Here is a 19,220-nt window from a genome sequence, read left to right as displayed (position 1 = left end):
CCCGGCCCCACCATGGCGGGGATCCTCGCCCCGCGAACCGCCGACGGCGCGGCCGACACCCCCCGTGGGTGTCGGACGCGCCGTCGGTATGTGCGCTCCCGGGCTCTCGGCCGCGCTCCCGGACCTGCGTCCACCCCCGCTCGGGCCCGCGGTCCTACCCCTGCTCCGGACGCTCGTAGCTGCCGTACGTGGGTGCGCCCCGGCGCTCGTAGGACGTGATCACCACGCCCTTCCCGGTGACCTCCGAGCCGGTGAGCGCGAACGCGGTCGGCAGTACACCCGGCTCGAACAGGCGCTTGCCCGTGCCGAGCGCGACCGGGAACGTCAGCAGGTGCATCGTGTCGATCAGGCCGAGCCGCAGCAGCGCCCCGGCAAGCGCGCCGCTGCCGTGGATCTGGAGTTCGCCGCCGTCCTGCTTCCGGAGCGCGCCGACCTCCTCCGCCAGGTCGCCGTGCAGCAGCCGGCTGTTGTGCCAATCGGCCGACGTGAGGGTGTTGGTGGGCACGTACTTGGGCAGCGTGTTCAGCGGCCCGGCGATCGGGTCGGCCGGGTCGGTGATCGCGGGCCAGTAGGACGCGAAGATGTCGTACGTCCGCCGCCCGAGCAGGAACGCCTCCGCACGGCCGATCACCCCGACCATGAACCGGCCGAAGTCGTCGTCCCCGTACGGCGCCGACCAGCCGCCGTGTTCGAAGCCGCCTCCGGGGTCCTCCTCCGGGCCGCCCGGGGCCTGGTAGACCCCGTCGATGGTGAGGAAGGTGGTGAGGGTGATCTTCATGGCGCTGCCCTTCGTTGCGGTGTCGCCGTGGTGGTCCCGTGGTTTTCGAGCCGACACATGCTTCGACTGCGCGTCCACCGGAAACTCATCGGTCCGGGAGCGATCCCTCGATCGATCCCCGACGATTCCCGCCCCGATCCACCCGCATGCGTCACCACCACACGCGATACGACCCTGCCTCACGTCCGACGAGGAGCCCGCGATGTCCTTCCCCGACGTCCCCGACGATCCGCAGAGCCTCGGCTACCCCGGGACCCGCTACCGCGGCGACTCCGGCGAGGTCAACGCCCGGTTCCGCCCCGCCGAGCATCCGCCCGAGCTGATCACCGCCGGTGCGACCTACCACTACCTGGCCACCACCGACTCCACCGACGGCGAGTACGGCCTGTACCGGGTCGACATGCACGCGGTGCCCAGCGGGCCCGGCACCCACTTCCACCGAACCATCTCCGAGTCGTTCTTCGTGCTCTCCGGCACGATCCGGCTGTTCGACGGCCGGGACTGGCGCGACGCCAGGGCCGGGGACTTCCTGTACGTCCCGGTCGGCGGTCTGCACGCGTTCCGGAACGAATCCGGCGAGCCGGCCTCGATGCTGCTCCAGTTCGCCCCCGGGGCGCCCCGGGAGGCCTACTTCGAGGGCATCCCCGAGCTGGAACACCTCACCGACAAGGAACGCGCCCGGTTCTTCCTCCGCCACGACAACCACTGGGTCGATCTCGGCGGGTAGGCGCGCGCTCAACCCCTCGTCGGCGGCGGTACCGCCGAGCGGCGGCGGATCCGGCAACCCGGTGCGGTGACGATCAGGCTCCCGGCGTGGCCGGTGAGCGTGCGGCAGGTGTCGGACGGGGCCGATTCGCCGGGCAGCGGGACGAACGCGGCCGGCCCCACGATCGGCAGCCGGGTGCGCAGCCGGCCGGTACCGTCGGCGGCGTACAGCCGGCCGTTCATCGCGGCGAGGGCGATCACGCCACCCGCCGGGCCGAGTACGCGCCAGGGCGCCGGCGCCTCGGGGTCGGCGGGCAGCTCGGTCGCGTACACGTGGTGCAGTGTGTCCGCGGCGTCCACCACGAAGACGCCGCCGTCGCACAGCGCCAGCGCGAGGGTGCCCTCGGGCAGTCGGGCGACCGGGGTCCACGGCGCGGGCCGAGTCACCGGCCGCCGGCGCAGCAGCCGATCGTCGGCGCCTACCGCGTACACCTCCAGCGGCAGCGCACCGGCCGCCTCCCGCGCCGCGGCCAGGGCACGCACCGCCGGCGCGGCGCCGATCGCCCGCCAGGGCAGGTTCTGCCCGCCGGTGTCGCGGCAGAGCAGCGCCCCCTCGACGTCCACCGCGAACAGCACGTCCTCACAGGCGGTGAGTGCGCGGATGTCGGCGGCGGGGCCGATCACCTCCCACTGCGGCTGTGTGGCGGCGCCGAGCCGGTCCAGCACGTTGCGGGTGACCCGGTCGACCACCGGATCGGCCAGCGCACTGCCCCAGTTGATGGTGCCCGCGTTGAACACCGTGCCCGCGCCGAGCCGGAACGTGCCCATCACCGCGTCGCCGCCCTGCCCGTAGCGCGCCCAGTGCCGCAGATCGGCGGTGGCGAGCACGACGAACGACGGCGGGGTGCCGTCGCGGCCGGTGGCGCGGGGGACACCCGTGCTCCAGTCCAGTTCGGCCGCGTCCGTCTCGTAGCCGAGCGCGCCCTGGGCGAACTTGTCGCCGTCCGCGAGACCGGTGCCGGTGAACACCCAGTGGTCGGTGAACCGGGCGATGTACGCCTCCTCGCGGATCACCTTCATCCCCTCGCCCCACGCACCCGCGCCCCGCCGGAAACTGAGCCCGGTCATCGTGTTCTCCGGCCGGTGCACCGGCGCGCTGGACCACTCCACGGTGACCCGCTCGGGATCGATCGCCGCCATCGGGTCGGCGATCGCGTCCCGATGGCAGACCATGGTGCGGCCGTCGTCCTCCAGGCGCATCTGCCACCACGCGGTGTTCCCGGCGAAGATGGCCAGGTTGCCGCCGCGCCGCACGAATCCCTCGACGGTGTCGCGCTGTTCCCGCGACCAGTACTCGTCGTGCCCGTTGATCACCAACAGCCGGTAGTGCGACAGGAGTTCGGTCCCGCCGTGCAGATCCAGGCCGGAGCAGAACTCGACCGGCCGGCCGGTGGCCCGCAACCAGCGCAGCAGGCCCTCCTCCCAGCGCTCCGGCGGGGGCCCGCCACCGGGTCGGTCGAACGTGACCCGGGCGGCCCGGTCCGGCTGTTCGGCGTAGTACAGCCCCCGCCCGGGCACACCGGAGCGGTTGTACGCCTGCCAGGTGGCGAACGGCACCGACACCAGGATCGGCGCGGCCACCCCGGGCTGCGCCGAGCGGACCACGAACCAGACCTCGTGGTCGAGGGGTTCGTCCCCGGCGAGCGGGGTGCCGTCGTCGAACACGGCCCGGTACAGCGAGCTGGGCCAGTCCGGTGGGACGGCCAACTCCCAGTGTTCGCCACTCACTCGGGCCCGGGCCAGGACGTGGTCGGTGGTCGCGTCGACGATCGTGACCTCGCCGCGCACCGGGCCGTCGTCGGTCGAGGCCAGGTGGAAGCGCAGCCGGTCACCCGCCGCGACGGACGTGGCACCGGCATACGCCAGGACGCTCATGCGACCGGCTCCGCCACCCGCTCCGCGAAGCCGGTCAGCGCGCCGATCGGCACCTCCCGCCCGGCGGCGGCGCGTACCAGCAGATCCTCCAGCGCGACCAGATGCGCCTCCAGCGCGTGTACGGGCAGATAGGCGGTGTCGCCGGTGACGCTGACCACCAGCGCGTCGCCCTCGGTGACCACGTGCATGCAGTACCGGCAGGCGATGAACTCGTGTCCGCCCGCCGGTTCCACCCGACTGCGCGTGCGCGCCACGTCCAGTTCGGCGGCGGTCGGCTCGGGCCCCGGCTCCGGCGGCCGGTCCACCAGGCGCATGTCGTTGAAGCAGCAGAACGGCCGGATGGGCGTGCCGCGTTCGGCGGTGATCCTGGACATCAGCGCGTTCCACCGGTCGGGGTCGTAGCCCGCGCTGCGATACGCGCGCAGCGACGCCTGCCATGCGGCGGGCAGCAGGTCGGTGAAGCGCGCGGCGAGGTCCAGGTCGAGCACGAACAGCCCTTCCTGGGAGAGCGTGGTGACCAGATCGCGGCTGTCCGCCCGGAAACGGTTGGCGACGATCGGCAACATCACCGCGGTGTCCCGCCCGCCCGCTCGCGCCGCCAACACGGCCGCGCCCGCGAGCAACACCGCCGACGGGCTGACCCGATGGCGCAGCGCGACCGCGTCGGCGGCCCGGGCCAGCGCGGGGGAGACCAGGCGCACGGTGCGAAAACGCGGCGCCGCCGGTTCGGCGATCACGTCGGCGAACACCGTCGGCGCGATCCGCCGATAGTGCGTCTCCCAGTGCGCGAGCGCCGATTCGCCCCGGCGCAGGCCCGTGGTCGTGGACTGCTCGTGGGCCAGGTCCAGCGGCCCACCCGCCGCCGGGCCGCCCGCCGACCCGCGCCGGATCAGCAACCGCAGGTCACGGACCAGGACTTCGACGCCGTGCCCGTCGGTGGCCACGTGACACAGGGCCAGCGCGATGTAGCGGACCCGGCCGCCGTGCACCACCAGGCCGACCCGGATCGGCCAGGCGTCGAAGTAGTCGAAGCGGGTGGCGCCGAGGCGTTCGGCCACCGCCGCCGCGACCGTGTCCGCGTCCTCGATCAACGCCGCCTCGAACACCTCCACCGGCAGCGTGCCCACCGAGTGGCGGGCCTGCCGGGGCTCGCCGTCGGTGCGCACGAGACGGGTGCGCAACGCGTCGTGACGCTCCATCAGCCGGCCGAGCGCGGCGCTCGCCCGGGTCACGTCCACCGGCCGGCCGCGGTCGGCGATCGGCAATACGCGGGTCATGTTGAAGTAGTGGTCGCTGGGCGCGGTGCGCCGGATGGCCTGCCAGATGGCCCGCTGACCCCACGTCAGCGGCGCTCGGACCGGGTCGTCGGCGGAGACCGCGAAGGGCGCCGGCACCTCGTAGGGGGCCGCGACCGGCGCCTCGGCCGCGACCCGGGCTCTCGCCGACTCGTCCTCAACCATCGCCCACCGCCACGCCTTGCCGGGTCAGGTGCGCCACCAGCGAGTCCAGGTCCTCGACGAAGTCCAGGTCGGCGTCCAGGTCGAAGAACACGTCGAATTCGCCCTCCAGGGCGTCGATCAGGCGCAGGAAGGTCAGCGAACTCACCCCTGACGCGGTCAGCGAGCCGGTCGATTCCAACACCTCGTGCGCGCTCACCTCGCCGCCGCTCACGTCGGCGATCAGCGTGGCCACCCGTTCGCGCAGCGGGTCCGCCCTCATGCCGCGTCCCCCGCCAGTCGCCGACGCAGGCTCAGCGGCCGGATGTCCGGCCAGACCCGGTCGATGTGCGCGGTGCACTCCTCGCGGGTGCCGACGAATCCGGTGGGCACCCAGCCGGCGGGCGGGTCGGTGCGCAGCGGCCACAACGAGTGTTGTTCCTCGTCGTTGACAACCACGCGGTAGGTCTCCTGGTCGGTCTCGGGGTCGGTGGTTTCGGGATCGTTGCGCATCACGGCTCCTGGAGGTCGCGGACGGCGTCGGTCACGCCGCCGACGGTGGGTGTGTCGAAGAAGACGTCGAGCGGGACCTCGACGCCGAGGCGTTTGCGGATCCGGGCGGCGATCTGGGTGATGGTGAGCGAGTGGCCGCCGAGGTCGAACAGGTCCTCGTCCACGCCGATGTCGTCCAGGCGCAACACCTCGGCCCAGATCGCCCGCACGGTCTCGGTGAGTTCGTCGGCCGGGCCGCCGGCGGCACCGGACGGGTCGGCGGACTGGCCCGGTTCGGGCCGGGTGGGTGCCGGTTCGGGCAGGCGGGCCCGGTCCAGCTTGCCGTTGGGGGTCAGCGGGAAGGCGTTCAGGACCAGGAAGCCGGCAGGCACCATGGCACTCGGCAGAGTGCGGGCGAGGAAGGCACGCAACTCGTCCGGCGCAATGGGGGGTTGTCCGGGCTCGGGAACCACATAGCCGATCAGGCGGGCGTGTTCGCCGTCCGGGTCGAGCAGTCGGATCGCCGCTTGGGCGATGCCGGGGTGTGCGGCGAGCCGGCTCTCGATCTCGCCGAGTTCGATCCGGTGTCCGCGCAGTTTGACCTGCGCGTCGGTACGCCCGACGTAGTCGAGGCCGCCGCCGGGCGCGTGCCGGACCAGATCGCCGGTGCGGTACAGGCGGGCGCCGGGCGGCCCGAACGGGTCGGCCACGAAACGCTCGGCGGTCAGCCCCGGGCGGCCCAGGTAGCCGTGCGCGACGCCGTCCCCGCCCAGGAACAACTCGCCCACCAGGCCCTCGGGGACCGGATGCAGCCGGCCGTCGAGTACGTACGCGCGGGTGTTGGCCAGGGGCCGGCCGATTCCGGGCGCGGCCTCGGAGTCGACCTCGGCGTAGGTGGACCACACCGTGGTCTCGGTGGGCCCGTACACGTTGAGCAACCGGCCCACCGCGTCGCGCAGTTCGGCGGCCAGCGGGGCCGGCAGCGCCTCGCCGCCGGTGATCGCGGTCAGCCCCGGACGGTGCAGGCCGGCCGCGAGCAGCACCCGCCAGCCGCTCGGGGTGGCCTGGACGTGCGAGACGGCGTGTCGCTCCAGCAGGGCCAGTTGCGCCGGTCCGTCCCGGTGCCGGTCGTCGGGCACCAGCACCACCCGGGCGCCGGTGGTCAGCGGCAGCAGGAGTTCGACCGTGGAGATGTCGAAGGACAGCGAGGTCAACCCGAGCCAGCGGTCGCCGGGCCCGGCGCCGAGCCGGTCGCGCATGCTCGCGAGCAGATTGGCCAGCGCGTGGTGCGGTACCTGGACGCCCTTGGGCCGACCGGTCGAGCCGGACGTGTAGATCACGTACGCCGGATCGCTCGGCGCGGGCCGGGTGGGCGGCCGGACCCGTCCGGGCTCGGTTCCGAACAGGTCGGGCCCGTTCAGGTCGGGGGCGGCCAGGACGAGCGGTTCGACGGGGGTGACGAGGCGGAGCCGGGCCGGTGCGGCGGGGGCATCGGGGATCGGCGGTTCGGCGGGGGCGAGGAGGTGGAGCCGGGCCGACTCCCCGGACACGTCCGGAACGTGGTCGGGCGTGAAGTCCGCGCCGGGGCCGCCCGGTTCACCGCCCTGCGCATTCTCGTCCCGTACGATCGCCGCGATGCGCGCGTCCGACCGGATGAACGCCAGCCGTTCGGCCGGATAACCCGGGTCGAGCGGCAGATACGCGGCGCCCGCGGCGAGCACGCCGAGGACGGCGGCGACCTGTTCGCCGGTGCGCGACAGTTCGATCGCCACCAGGTCGCCCGCGCCGATCCCGGCCCGGTGCAGGCGTTCGGCGAATACGTAGGCGGCCGAGGCCACCTGGCGGTAGGTCAGGAACCGGCCCGAGCACACGACGGCGACCGTGTCGGGTGCGGCCGCGGCGCGCGCAGCGAACAACTCGACCACGGTTTCCTCGGCCGGATACGGCGTGTCGGTGGCGTTGTCGGTGTGCAGGACCCTGACCAGTTCCTGCTCGGACAACAACGGCAGGTCGCCGAGCGGCAGTTCGGGGTCGGCCAGCGCGGTGTTCAGCAGGGTGGCGAAGTGGCCCGGGATACGCGCGGCCACCTCCGGGACGAAGCCGTCCGTCGGTACGTGCAGCGCGCCGTCGATCCGGTCCCGGCCCTCGACCAGTTGCAGATGCGCGGTGTTGCGCGCGGTCGGCGGCAACACGATCCACTCGACCCGGGTCTCCACCCCGGGGAAGACCGGCTCGACCACGCGCGTGCGCCGCCGATAGCTCACGGTCAGCTCGGTCAGCGCGGTCCTGGGCCCGAGACCGCGCACGGTGTGGCTGTACGGCACGTCGCGGAAGGCGTAGATCGCCCGCAGTTCGGCGCGCAGTGCCCGGACGAACGTGCCGAATCCCTGTCCCGCGCGCGGTCGGGAGGAGACCGGCAGCTCATTGACGTAGAGCCCGACCCGGCGTGCCTCGACCGGGGTGCGGGTGGTGAGTTCGAGCGCGGTGCGCACCCGCGCGTTGCCGTAGCGGAACAGCAGCGTGTGCCAGGCGGCCAGCAGCAGTTCGAAGTGGGTGACGCCGAGTCGTACGGCCGTCTCGTGCAGTGCGTCGACCGTCTCGGGCCCGAGGGTGAACGGGATCGTGGTGCCCGGCGCCGGTTCGCCGCCGGCGCGCGTGGTGGGCAGCAGCCCCGGCAGGATCGCCCGACCGTGTTCCTCGCGGTGCCGGGCCCAGACGCCGGTGGGGTCGGGATGATCGGCCGACGCCGGTCCGGCCCGGAACACGTCGGTCGATCCCGGGCCGTCCGATGCCGGCGTCGCGGGAGTCCCGCCCTCGCGGGCCGCGCGGTAGGCCCGGGCCAGGGCGGCCACCACGATCTCCTTGGACGTGCCGTCGAAGATCACGTGGTGCGCGGTCACCAGGAGCGTGTGCCGGTCCGGCGCGAGGGAGAACAGGGTGAAGCGGGCGAGCGGACCGGCGTACAGGTCGAAGGGGCGGCCCAGTTCGGCCCGGATCAGCGCATCCAGGTCCGCCTCGTCGGCCGGCACCCGGCGCATCGGCGCGGGCGTCGTGGGCACCAGGCCCGGCGTGCCGTCCGCCTCGCCGACCGCCGCGGCCAGTATCGGGTGCCGCTCGATCGTGGCCGCGCACGCGCGGGCCAGCGCGTCCGGGTCGAGCGGGCCGTCGAAGCGCAGCAGCACCGAGAGGTGGTAGGCGGACTCGGCGGGCAACGTGCGCTCGGTCACCCACACGCCCAACTGGGCAGCGGACAACGGCGCGAAGGCCGGCGTGTCGAGCCCCGCCCCGGGCTCGGCTTCGACGTGGGCGCTCGCGGCCGTCGGGGTCGGATGATCGTTCGGCGGAATACGATCGTTCCAGGGGATCTGATCGTTCGTCACAGTCATGGTCGGACCTCGTCGTCCAGGAGCCGGCGCAGCTCGCGCTTGAGGATCTTGCCGCCCTCGTTGCGTGGCAGGGATTCCCGGAACACCACGTGTCCGGGCAGTTCGTGAGCGGCGAGCCGTTCCATCAGGAACACCCGCAGCTCGGTCGCGGTCAGTTCGCCCCGGGGCACCACGACGGCCGCGACGGTCATCCCGAGCACGGGGTGCGGTACGCCGAACGCGGCCGCGTCCAGCACGCCCGGGTGTTCGTGCAGGGCGTCCTCGACCTGCAACGTGGAGACCTTGTACGCACCGGACTTGATCACGTCCCGCTCGCGGTCGACCAGGTACAGGAAACCCTCGGCGTCCAGGTAGCCGAGGTCGCCCATGCGCACCCAACGCCCGGAGAACACCCTAGAGTCGGCCTTCTCGTTGTAGTACGAGCGGGGCGTGGTCGGGGTGCGCAGCCAGACCTCTCCGGTCTCCCCGACCGGCAACACCCGCCCGCGGTCGTCGGTCACCCGCAGGTCGCGCAACGACGCGGGTCGGCCGGGCGAGCCGGGGTGTTCGGGGTCGAACAACATCGTGGTCTGCGCGGGCGCGGCCTCGGTGGAGGTGTAGTAGTTGACGATCTGCGCCTGGGGGAACAGCCGGGCCAGGCCCACTGCGACCCGGCGCGGCAGGGCGGCGGCCGTGGAGCCGAGCAGTCGCACGCTGGACAGGTCGTGGCGGTGTGCCTGGTCCGCGCCGAGCAGTTCGACGGCCATCGCCGGCACCACGAACACGCTCCCCACCGCGTGCCGTTCGATCAGCCGGGCGAAGTGTCCCGGGGTGAAGCGCGGGGCGGCGATGGCGGTCGCCTTCGCGTCCAGCGCGTTGATCAGCATGGTCTGCCCGGCGTTGGTGCCCACCGGATACGCGTGCAGGAAGTGCGCCGAGTGGCCGAGCGGGCGGCGGCGCGCGTCCAGCGTGCAGCCGTACGCCAGGTTGGCATGCGTCGCGGCAACACCCTTGGGGGTGCCGGTGGTTCCGGAGGTGTACAGGATCTGCGCGAGGTCGCCGGGGGCCGGGGTCGGCAGGCCGCCGGCGGGGTAGGTCTCGATGTCCTCGACCGGCGCGGTCCAGGCGCCGGTGCCGGCGTCCGGCGGGACCAACTCGGCGCGGTGCAGTACGGCCGCCGCGCCGCTGTGCGCGAGCAGGTGCCGCACCTCGGCGGGGGCGAGCCGGTCCGACATCGGCACCGCGACCGCGCCGGTGCGCTGTACGCCCAGGTAGGCGGTCGCGTAGTCGATCCAGTCGCCGTTGCCGTACAGGAGCGCGACCCGATCGCCCGCGCCGATGCCGCGCTCGGCGAGCCCGGCGGCCACCGCGTCCGCGCGGTAGTGCCAGGAACCGAACGTCAACTTCTCGCGTCCGCTGAGGATCGCGGGTTGCTCCGGCTCGATCTCGGCGCGATGCGCGAGCAGCGCGGACAGGGTCTCCGGTGCGCGGCGGCCGGCGGGTGTCGGCCGGGGTCGGGTTCCGATGCTCATCTCGACACCTCCGCGAGGGCGGGCGCCGACCCGGCGGCCCGGGCCCGGATCCGGCGTTCGCGTTCCTGGATGCCGACCTCGTCGTCGGCGGGAGCGTCCGGGACATCCCGGTCGAAGTGGGCAAGTACCGGCAGCCGCAAGCCGATCAGCACGAGGGCGAGCATTGCGGCGCCGAACACCAGGTAGAGCAGGCCGATGCCGCGTCCCTCGCCGTGTCCGATCAGCCGGCCCATCGAGCTCGCGAGCGGCCCGTCGTCGGTCATCAGCGGCTCGAACAGCTTGGCGCCGAGCGGCGCGATGATGCCGTGTCCGATCGGCAGCGTGGACCAGGCGACCAGGGTGTTCAGCGCGAATACCCGGCCGTGGAACCGCTGGGGCACCTTGACCTGGACGATGGTCGTGTAGACGCCGTTGACCAGGGACAGTGCGCAGGACATGCCGAAGGCGCCGATCCCGACCACCCACAGGCTCGCGTGCAGTCCGGTGAACGCGGACGCCCCGGCCAGGGCGGCGGCCAGCCACAACATGCCGCGCAGCCGTTGCCGGCGCGGACCGCCCCAAAAGCCCATCGCGATGCCGCCCACGATCACCCCGGCACCGGCCGCCATGGATACCCGGGCGGCGCCGCCGAGCGAGTCGAAGGACAACACCAGCGGCGTGGTGAGCAGGAACAGCGGGGACAGGAACAGGTTCAGCACGGCGAACCAGAGCAGCATGGCCCGGAAGCCGCGATGGCGCCACGAGTAGGTGAACCCGTGCTTGATCTCGGCGGTGAGCGACTCGCGCCGCCGCCAGGGGAGGGTGCGCGGGAACTTCACGAAGGCGATGATGGTGATCGCGATCGTGTAGCTGATCACGTCCAGGATCAGGATGCCGCGCAGGCCGATGCCGGCCATCAGCCCCACCGCGATCAGCGGGACGACGAACTGGGCGACCCCGCCCGCCAGTTGCACGATGCCGTTGGCGTGACCGAGGTATTGCTTGGGCACCAGTTGCGGCACCGCCGAGGCGTAGGCCAGGCGTTGGAAGGTGAGCGCGACGGACAGCGCGCCCAACAGCACGTAGATGTGCCACGGATGCAGCGAGCCCGAGACCAGGAGCAACAACAGCACCCCCTGGGTGCCGCCGGCCGTCAGGTCGCCGAGCAGCATCACCCTGCGCCGGTCCATCCGGTCCACGATCGCCCCGGCGAGCGGGCCGATCAGGATGCCCGGCAACATGCCGATCACCGCGTAGAGCGCGAAGCGGCCCATCGAGCCGGTCTGGAGGTAGATCCAGATCGGCAACGCGAATTCGGTCAGCGCGGAGCCGGTGATCGAGACCAGTTGGCTGAACGCCACCAGGAGGAACCGGCCCATGCCGGGTTGGGGTTCGCGGCCTCGCGAAGCGGCGGTCCCGGTGCGGTCCGGTCCGGGGTCGTCGTCCGGTGGTCCGGCGGTGCCGTGGAACCACCACGGGCCGTCCGCCTCGCGGGTGGGCAGCGCGTCGGTGCGGCCCGCGGCCACCGCCGGATGTACGCGCGTGATCACCTCGGCCAGGTCGTTCGCGCGGTGCTTGAGGAAGAAGTGGCCCGCCTCGTCCAGCATCACCAGCGCCACCCGGTCGGCGATGGTGCGCCACTCGCGGAAGCGTTCCTGGTAGAAGTCGGCGGCCGGGTCCCGGTCGCCCATCACCGAGACGATCGGCGCACGCAGCCGGGGGCGGTTGTCGGACAGCGCCTCCGTGAAGTACTCCTCGGCCGCCACCGAGTCGCGTCTCATGTTGCCGATGATGAACTTCATCTGGTCGCCGTCCAGGTCCGCCATGTCGGCGCCCATCGAGGTCAACCAGTTGGCGTACACCCGGTCGCCGAGCAGCGGTTCGAGCGCGGCCACCTTGCTCAGCGTGGACAACACCCGCCCGCGAGGGCGGGCGAACGGGAACTGGGCGCCGATGTACACCGCATCCAACTCACGGCCGGCCGCCTCCAGTTGCCGCGCCACGGCGACGATCAACGCGCTGCCGACGCCGCAGTGGCCGTAGAGCGCGATCGGTCCCTCGACCCGTTCCTGGACCTCGGCGACGATCCGCCGCGCGAGTTCCTCGAAGGGCAGCCGCTCCTGGGTCACGCCCACGTCGTGTCCGGGGATGGCCACCGACCACAGGTCGTGGGTGTCCGGCAGCGCGTCGGCCAGTGGTTGGTACACCACCGCGCTGCCGCCACCGTAGGGCACACAGACCAGGGACAGGGTGCGCCGCGCCACCGGGACGGGTTTGCTCAGCCGGTACAGCAGTCGCGCCGGGCCGCGTTCGGCCTCGGACAGCGTGGACAGGGCGGCGATCTCGCGGATCGTCTTGTGTGTGAAGACGTCCATCACGCTGACCGCCCGACCGCCGATCTCCGGGAGCTGTTTGCGCGCTCGCGCGACCACCTGGGTGGCCAGCAGGGAGTGGCCGCCCAGGTCGAAGAAGTCGTCGTCGACGCCGACTTCGGGCAGCGTGAGTACGTCGCACCAGATCCGGGCGAACAGCAGCTCCGCCGGGGTGGTCGGCGGCGCGGCGGCGGCACCCTTGGAGCGGCGCGCGGCGGGCGCGGGCAAAGCCTTGCGGTCGAGCTTGCCGCTGGGGGTCAGGGGCAGCGCCGGCAGCGCGACGAACGCGGCGGGGACCATGTAGTCGGGCAGGGTGCGTTTGAGCGCGGCCCGGATGTCGTCGGCGTCGAAGTCTTCGGTGCCGCGATCCGGGTCGGGGTCCGTGACGACCGTGTTTGGGTCGTGGTCCGCGCCTCCCGTGCCCGAGTCGGAGTTCGTGGCCCCGGTGCTCGGGTCGAGGCCGGCGACCTCGACGGTGGAACCCGAGCCCGGTCTCTCGGCCTTGCCGGCGGCACCCACGGCCCGCCCTGGGGCGGTGGGTACCACGTACGCGGTGATGCGCTTGTCCCCGGGGGTGTCCTCGCGGACTACCACCGCGGCCTCGTCCACCTCCGGGCGGGCGCGCAACGCGGCCTCGATCTCGCCGAGTTCGATCCGCAGGCCGCGCAGCTTGACCTGACCGTCGATCCGGCCCAGGAAGTCGAGGGTGCCGTCGGGTCGCCATCGGGCGAGGTCGCCGGTGCGGTACAGCCGGGCGCCCGGCGCGCCGAACGGATCCGGGACGAAACGTTCCCCGGTCAGGCCGGGCCGCCGGTGGTAGCCGAGCGCGACCTGGACCCCGCCCAGATACAGCTCGCCCGGCGTGCCGAGCGGCGCGGGTCGCATCGCCTCGTCGAGTACGTACACCCGGGTGTTGTGGATCGGCGCGCCGATCGGCACGGTGGCGAGCGGGCCCGCGCACTCCCACGCGGTGACGTCCACGGCCGCCTCGGTCGGCCCGTACAGGTTCGCCAGCGCACAATTCGGCAGCCGCTCGCGGAAGGCGCGGGCGTTGTCCGGAGCCAACTCCTCGCCGCTGCACACCACTCGGCGCAGCGTCGTGCAGCGCTCGACGCCCTCTTCGGCCAGGAACACGGTCAGCATCGCGGGCACGAAGTGCGTCACTGTCACGCCCTGTTCGGCGATCACGTCGCGCAGATATCCGGCGTCCTTGTGCCCGCCCGGGCGGGCCAGGACCAGTCGGGCGCCCGCGGTCAGCGGCCAGAAGAACTCCCAGACCGACACGTCGAAGCTCGCCGGGGTCTTCTGCAACACCGCGTCGTCGGGGCCCAGTCGGTAGGTGTCCTGCATCCACGCGATCCGGTTCACGATGCCGCGGTGGGTGTTCGGCACACCCTTGGGCCGGCCGGTGGAGCCGGAGGTGTAGATCATGTACGCGACGTCGTCGGGCGTCGGTGCGGCGACATCGGCGCGAGCGTCGGTGCCGGGTGCCGGGTCGGGCCAGTCGGCGAGGTCGTCCAGGGCGATCACCGTGGCCGCGCAGTCGGCGGGCATCGGCAGTCGCCGGTGGCTGAGCAATACCCGCGCGCCCGAGTCGGCCAGCATGAACGCCAGCCGTTCGGCGGGGTATTCGGGGTCCAGCGGGGTGTACCCGGCGCCGGTGCGCAGCACGCCGAGCAGGGCGGCGACCAGCTCGGGGGAGCGTTCCGCGCCGACCGCGACCAGGTCGCCGGGGCGGACCCCCTCGGCGCGGAGGCGGTGGGCGACCCGATCGGCGGCGGCGTCGAGTTCGCGATAGGTCAGGGTGTGTTCGTCCAGGACCACGGCGGTGGCGTCGGGGGTGCGGGCGATGCGGTCGGCGATCAGGTCGACCAGTGTTGACCGTTCCGGGACCGGCGCGGCGGTGTCGTTCCAGCGAATCAGGACCAGGTCGCGTTCGTCGGGGTCGAGGCCGTCGAGGGTGGACACCGGTACGTCGGGCCGGTCGGCGAGTACCGCGAGCAGCCGACCCAGATGCCGGCCCAGGCGGGCGATGGTCGTCTCGTCGAACAGGTCGGTGTTGTAGTTGAAGGCGCCGTACAGGCCGTCCGGCCACTCCATCAGGAACAGTTCCAGGTCGAACCGGGTGCCGCCGGCCTCGAGGCCGAACGCCTCGGCGGTCAATCCGGACCCGGCGTCGGGGGCGTTCGCCGTGGCGTAGTTCTGCACCGCGAGCACCGCCTGGAACACCGGCGACCGGGACACGTCGCGCGCCACGTTCAGCTCGGTGACCAGCTGGGCGAACGGCAACTCCTGGTGTGCGTACGCCTCCAGGCAGGTCTCCCGGGTGCGGTCGAGCAGTTCGGCGAAGGTCGGATCGCCCCCGGTGCGGGCGCGCAGTGCCACCACGTTGACGAACATCCCGACCAGGTTCTCCACCTCGGGATGCGGGCGACCGGCCACCGGCGAGCCGACCGCGAACTCGCGCTGCCCGCTGTGCCGGGCGAGCATGAGTTGGAAGGCGGCGAGCAGCACCATGTACAGGGTGGCGCCGCGCTCGCGGGCCAACGCGGCGAGCCGGTCCAGAAGTTCGCGGTCGACCTCGAAGGCGTGGCCGGCGCCGGCGAAGGTCTGTCGGGCCGGGCGTGGTCCGCGAGTGGGCAGTTCGAGTGGTTCGACGCCGGCCAGCTCGGTCCGCCAGTACGCGGTCTCGCGCAGCAGTGTCTCGCCGGTCAGCCGCTCCCGCTGCCAGATGGCGAAGTCGCCATAGGAGACCGCCAATTCGGGAAGTCGCGGCGCGCTGCCGGCGGCGTGCGCGGCGTAGCCGGCCAGTACCTCGCGGACCATGATCTCGCTGGACCATCCGTCGCTGACGCTGTGGTGCACGGTCAGCAGCAACACGTGGTCGGTGTCGGTCAGGCGGATCAGCAGGGCCCGGATCAGGGGTCCCTCGGCCAGGTCGAAGGACGCCGCGGCGCCCGCGTTGACCAGTCGCTCCGCCTCGGCCCGGTCGGCCGCCTCGACGCGTGTGAGCACCGACGGCAGGGTCGCGGCGATGTCCAGGCGGGGCTGTCCGTCCTCGTCCACGAGGTAGCGCGAGCGCAGGGTTTCGTGGCGGGCGACGAGGTCGGCCAGGGCGCGTTCCAGGGCGTCGACGTCGAGCGCACCGCGCAGCCGGCGGGCGACCGGGATGGTGTACGCGGCCGTGCCGGGCGCGAACTGCTCCATGAACCAGACGCGTTCCTGAGCGTAGGACAGCGGCGGCACGGTGCCCTCCGGCCGGCGCGGAATGACCGGGCCGGTCGGCACGCGGCGGCGCAGCCGGCGTTCCAGGAGTTCGCGTTTGGTCGCGGACAGCGGCGTGTCGCGCGCGGGGGACTCGGTGCTCATGGCTGCGAACGGTTCCTCTCGGCGGAGAGCAGCTGCTCGGCGGTGTCGTCGTCGAGCGCGGCCAGGTCGGCGACCAGAAGTTCCTCGACCGCGGCGGCGAATCCGGCGAGGGTGCGGTGGGTGAACAGGGTGCGCAGCGGTACGACGAGGTCGGTGGCGGCGGCGATCCGCGCGACCACGCGGGTGGCCAGGAGCGAGTGGCCGCCGAGTTCGAAGAAGTCGTCGAGCACGCCGGCCTTGTCCAGGCCGAGCACGTCGATCCAGATCTCGGCGACCAGTTCCTCGGCGTCGGTGCGGGGCGCGAGGTAGCCGTGGGTCTGTTCGGCGCGTCGGTCGGGGGCGGGCAGGGCGCGGTGGTCGAGTTTGCCGTTCGGGGTCAGGGGGAGCCGGTCCAGCCGGACCAGTGCGCCGGGCAACAGGTGCGTGGGCAGTCGGCTGGCGAGGTCGGCGCGCAGTTCGGGCACGGACAGGTCGGCGGTGGTGACCACGTAGCCCACCAGTGCCTCGTCCCGGGCGACCACGGCGGCCTGGAGTACGCCGGGGTGGGCCAGGAGCGCGACCTCCACCTCGCCCGGCTCGATCCGGTAGCCGCGCACCTTGACCTGGGCGTCGAGCCGGCCGAGGAATTCCAACCGCCCGTCGGCGCGCAGCCGCACCCGGTCCCCGGTGTGGTAGCGGCGGGCGCCGGGCGGGCCGTCGGGGTCGGGCCGGAAGGCGGCGGCGGTGGCGCCGGGGCGGCCGAGGTAGCCGTGGGCGACGCCGGCGCCGCCGATCAGCAGTTCGCCGGGCACGCCGGGCGGCACGGGGTTGCCGTGCGCGTCGGCGACCACGGTGTGCGTGGCGTCGATCGTGGTGCCGATCGGCGGGCGTGCGGTGGCGTCGGCGGGGCCGAGGTCGGCGGTGGTGGCGATGACGGTGGTCTCGGTCGGCCCGTAGGAGTTGACCAGGCGGACCCGGTCGCCGAAGCGGGCGCGCCAGGCGGCGACCGCGCCGGGGCGAACCTGGTCGGCGCCGAGGATGAGCAGGCGCAGCGCGGGCGGCCAGGCGATGGTGTCGGCGCCGGTCTCGACGAGCTCGTGCCAGTAGGGGGTGGGCAGGTCGAGCACGGTGACGTCGGCTGCGTCGCCGGCGGCGAGTACGTCGGGCAGGGTGGCGTCGGGCGCGGGCAGGACCAGCGTGGCGCCGGCGGCCAGGGTCGGATATAGCTCCTCGACATGGGTGTCGAAGCTGAGCGAGGCGGTCTGCAGGACCCGGTCGCTCGGCTCGATCCGGTAGCCGGTGCGCATCCAGCGCACCCGGGCGGCGAGTGCGCCGTGCGGGACCAGGACACCCTTGGGGGTGCCCGTGGAGCCGGAGGTGTAGATCAGGTACGCGGGGGACTGGGCGGTGGGTTCGAGGGGAGTGAAGGGTGCGCTCTCCGGCGCCGCGTCGGCGAATACCGGGGTGACCGTCGCGGGCAGCCCTTCGGCGTGCGCGGCATCGGTGACCACCACTTGGGTCTCGCTGTCCGCGAGCATGAACTCCAGGCGTCTGAAAGGGTATTTGGGGTCCAGGGGCAGATACGCGGCGCCCGCGCGCCAGGTGGCGAGCATGGCCACGACGGCGTTTGTGCCGCGTGGGCACAACACCCCGACGACGGCGCCGGGTTCGACCCCTGCGCTGCGGAGTCGGGCGGCCAGGGCGTCGGCGCGCAAGGCGAGTTCGCGGTAGGTGACGGAGCCGTCGGGGGAGCGCAGGGCGATACGGTCGCCCGGGACCCCGGCGATGGCCGCCAGGACCGATTCGGCGGGCTCGTCGACGGGTTCGGGTCGGATGCCCAGACGGTCCCGGTCGGCGTCGGTCAGCAGTGGCAGCAGGTGTACCGGGGTGTCCGGCTCGGCGAGGGCACCGCGCAGCAGGGTTTCCAGGCGGGCTGCCAAGGAGATTGCGGTCGCCTCGTCGAACAGCGCGGTGCGGTAGCCGAAGACCGCCTCCAGGTCGTCGCCGTCGCGTCGGATGTCCAGGGAGAGGTCGAACTTGCCCGCGCGGTGGCCGCCGTCCACCTCGCGGGCCGCCAGGTCGGCGAAGCGGCGGGTGGGTCCGGTGTCCGCGTCCTGGGTGTGCACCGTGAGCAGGGTCTGGAACAGCGGCGCGGGCGCCGCCGGATCGCGGTCCACCCGCAGTTCGGCGAGCAGTCGCTCGAAGGGGATGCGGTCGTGGCCGTACGCGCCGAGCGCGGTCCGTCGGGTGCGGCGCAGCAGTTCGCCGAAGGTCGGCTCCCCGCGCAGGTCGGCGCGCAACACCAGGGTGTTGGAGAAGTAGCCGATCAGGCCCTCGTGTTCGACCTCACCACGACCGGCGATCGGTGCGCCCACGGCGAAGTCGCGCTGCCCGCCGTGCCGATGCAGCAGTGCCTGGTAGCCGGCGAGCAGGACCATGAACGGGGTACAGCGTCGGGTCCGCGCGACGTGGTCCAGGGCGGGGCCGATGCCGGTCAGGCGTCGGGTGTGGAACGCGGTCGCGGAGGACGGCGCGGCGGTGCGCGGGCGGTCGAGTGGGAGGTCGAGCCTGGGCAGGTCGGTGAGTTGCCGGCGCCAGTAGTCGACGGCCCGTTCGGTGTCCGGGTCGTGCTCCCGCTGCCGGGCGGCGTGGTCGAGGTAGGAGGGCAGTTCGGCGAAGAGGGGTCGTACGCCGTCGCGGTGCGCGCTGTAGCGCAGTTCCAGTTCGCGGCGGAGCAGATTGAGCGACCAGCCGTCGGCCAGGATGTGGTGGAGCACCACGCACAGCACGTGTTCACGGTCGTCGAGCCGGACCAGAGTCACCCGCAGCGGCGGTGTGGCGGCGAGGTCGAAGCCGGCGTTGACCCGCTCGGCGAGGATGCGGTCGGCTGCGTCGGCACTCGGCCCGGCCGGGTCCACGATCTCGATCGGGACCGGGCCGGGCGGTGCCACCACGGCGACGGGGCGTCCCTCGTCGTCGGGGAATCGGGTGCGCAGCGCGTCGTGTCGGGCGACGACGCCCGCGAAGGCGACACGCAGCGCCTCGATGTCCAGCGGGCCGGACAGGCGCAACAACCACGGGATGTTCCAGGCGGCGTCGCCCGGTGCGAAGCGGTCGAGGAACCACAGGCGTTCCTGGCCGAAGGACAACCCGCCGACCCGCTCCCCGGCGCGCGGCTCGGCGGCCCCGGTCGGCTCGATCCGCTCCCGGGAACCGGTTCGGGAAAGCGTGTGTTCGTCGTCCATGTCGACCCCCTCGCCACCATCGCCCGAGGGACG

10 protein-coding genes are annotated in these 19,220 nt (G+C 73.0%); 1 reads left to right on the top strand and 9 read right to left on the bottom strand.

What is annotated here, in order from left to right; all coding sequences use genetic code 11:
• Positions 1-154: 154 nt before the first annotated feature.
• Positions 155-778 (bottom strand): dihydrofolate reductase family protein, encoded by a 624-nt coding sequence (locus ACFXKZ_RS50340; protein WP_380014558.1) that lies wholly within the window; start codon positions 776-778, stop codon positions 155-157.
• Positions 779-980: 202 nt separating this feature from the next.
• Between ACFXKZ_RS50340 and ACFXKZ_RS50335 the strand changes: the two genes are divergently transcribed.
• Positions 981-1,505, top strand: a complete 525-nt coding sequence (locus ACFXKZ_RS50335; RefSeq protein ID WP_078979929.1) for a cupin domain-containing protein — start codon at positions 981-983, stop codon at positions 1,503-1,505.
• Between the two features lie 8 nt (positions 1,506-1,513).
• On the opposite strand, the gene ACFXKZ_RS50330 is transcribed toward ACFXKZ_RS50335, so the two are convergent.
• From ACFXKZ_RS50330 to ACFXKZ_RS50295, 8 genes are read right to left on the bottom strand one after another with little or no spacing between them, the layout of a single operon-like run.
• Positions 1,514-3,418 (bottom strand): N,N-dimethylformamidase beta subunit family domain-containing protein, encoded by a 1,905-nt coding sequence (locus tag ACFXKZ_RS50330; protein WP_380014555.1) that lies wholly within the window; start codon positions 3,416-3,418, stop codon positions 1,514-1,516.
• Complete coding sequence (locus ACFXKZ_RS50325; RefSeq protein ID WP_380014552.1) at positions 3,415-4,878, bottom strand: condensation domain-containing protein; 1,464 nt, start codon at positions 4,876-4,878, stop codon at positions 3,415-3,417. Before ACFXKZ_RS50325 ends, ACFXKZ_RS50330 begins: the two co-directional genes overlap by 4 nt.
• Positions 4,871-5,137, bottom strand: a complete 267-nt coding sequence (locus ACFXKZ_RS50320) for an acyl carrier protein (RefSeq protein ID WP_380014549.1) — start codon at positions 5,135-5,137, stop codon at positions 4,871-4,873. The genes ACFXKZ_RS50325 and ACFXKZ_RS50320 overlap by 8 nt, the downstream gene beginning before the upstream one ends.
• Positions 5,134-5,367 carry an MbtH family protein gene (locus ACFXKZ_RS50315; RefSeq protein WP_380014546.1) on the bottom strand — a complete coding sequence of 78 codons (234 nt, stop codon included), beginning with the start codon at positions 5,365-5,367 and terminating at the stop codon, positions 5,134-5,136. The genes ACFXKZ_RS50320 and ACFXKZ_RS50315 overlap by 4 nt, the downstream gene beginning before the upstream one ends.
• Positions 5,367-8,732 carry an amino acid adenylation domain-containing protein gene (locus ACFXKZ_RS50310; RefSeq protein ID WP_380014543.1) on the bottom strand — a complete coding sequence of 1,122 codons (3,366 nt, stop codon included), beginning with the start codon at positions 8,730-8,732 and terminating at the stop codon, positions 5,367-5,369. The genes ACFXKZ_RS50315 and ACFXKZ_RS50310 overlap by 1 nt, the downstream gene beginning before the upstream one ends.
• Entirely contained in the window at positions 8,729-10,243 is a 1,515-nt protein-coding gene (locus ACFXKZ_RS50305; RefSeq protein ID WP_380014540.1) for a class I adenylate-forming enzyme family protein, read from the bottom strand. Before ACFXKZ_RS50305 ends, ACFXKZ_RS50310 begins: the two co-directional genes overlap by 4 nt.
• A complete protein-coding gene (locus ACFXKZ_RS50300) occupies positions 10,240-15,963 on the bottom strand; it encodes an amino acid adenylation domain-containing protein (RefSeq protein ID WP_380014537.1) in 5,724 nt (1,907 codons plus the stop codon). Before ACFXKZ_RS50300 ends, ACFXKZ_RS50305 begins: the two co-directional genes overlap by 4 nt.
• Positions 15,960-19,187, bottom strand: coding sequence for an amino acid adenylation domain-containing protein (locus tag ACFXKZ_RS50295; RefSeq protein ID WP_380014534.1), 3,228 nt, complete (start codon positions 19,185-19,187; stop codon positions 15,960-15,962). Before ACFXKZ_RS50295 ends, ACFXKZ_RS50300 begins: the two co-directional genes overlap by 4 nt.
• Positions 19,188-19,220 lie beyond the last annotated feature (33 nt).

Source organism: Embleya sp. NPDC059237, assembly GCF_042754105.1.
In the GTDB taxonomy this organism is placed as follows: Bacteria; Actinomycetota; Actinomycetes; order Streptomycetales; family Streptomycetaceae; genus Embleya.
Note: the sequence above shows the minus strand (reverse complement) of the source record. Positions and strands in the feature narration are given on the sequence as shown.

Bases quoted from the DNA above. Each gene is read 5' to 3' on its own strand.
- ACFXKZ_RS50305 (WP_380014540.1), bottom strand. From the start codon at position 10,243: ATGAGCATCGGAACCCGACCCCGGCCGACACCCGCCGGCCGCCGCGCA.
- ACFXKZ_RS50330 (WP_380014555.1), bottom strand. From the start codon at position 3,418: ATGAGCGTCCTGGCGTATGCCGGTGCCACGTCCGTCGCGGCGGGTGAC.
- ACFXKZ_RS50335 (WP_078979929.1), top strand. From the start codon at position 981: ATGTCCTTCCCCGACGTCCCCGACGATCCGCAGAGCCTCGGCTACCCC.
- ACFXKZ_RS50295 (WP_380014534.1), bottom strand. From the start codon at position 19,187: ATGGACGACGAACACACGCTTTCCCGAACCGGTTCCCGGGAGCGGATC.
- ACFXKZ_RS50300 (WP_380014537.1), bottom strand. From the start codon at position 15,963: ATGAGCACCGAGTCCCCCGCGCGCGACACGCCGCTGTCCGCGACCAAA.
- ACFXKZ_RS50325 (WP_380014552.1), bottom strand. From the start codon at position 4,878: ATGGTTGAGGACGAGTCGGCGAGAGCCCGGGTCGCGGCCGAGGCGCCG.
- ACFXKZ_RS50340 (WP_380014558.1), bottom strand. From the start codon at position 778: ATGAAGATCACCCTCACCACCTTCCTCACCATCGACGGGGTCTACCAG.
- ACFXKZ_RS50315 (WP_380014546.1), bottom strand. From the start codon at position 5,367: ATGCGCAACGATCCCGAAACCACCGACCCCGAGACCGACCAGGAGACC.
- ACFXKZ_RS50310 (WP_380014543.1), bottom strand. From the start codon at position 8,732: ATGACTGTGACGAACGATCAGATCCCCTGGAACGATCGTATTCCGCCG.
- ACFXKZ_RS50320 (WP_380014549.1), bottom strand. From the start codon at position 5,137: ATGAGGGCGGACCCGCTGCGCGAACGGGTGGCCACGCTGATCGCCGAC.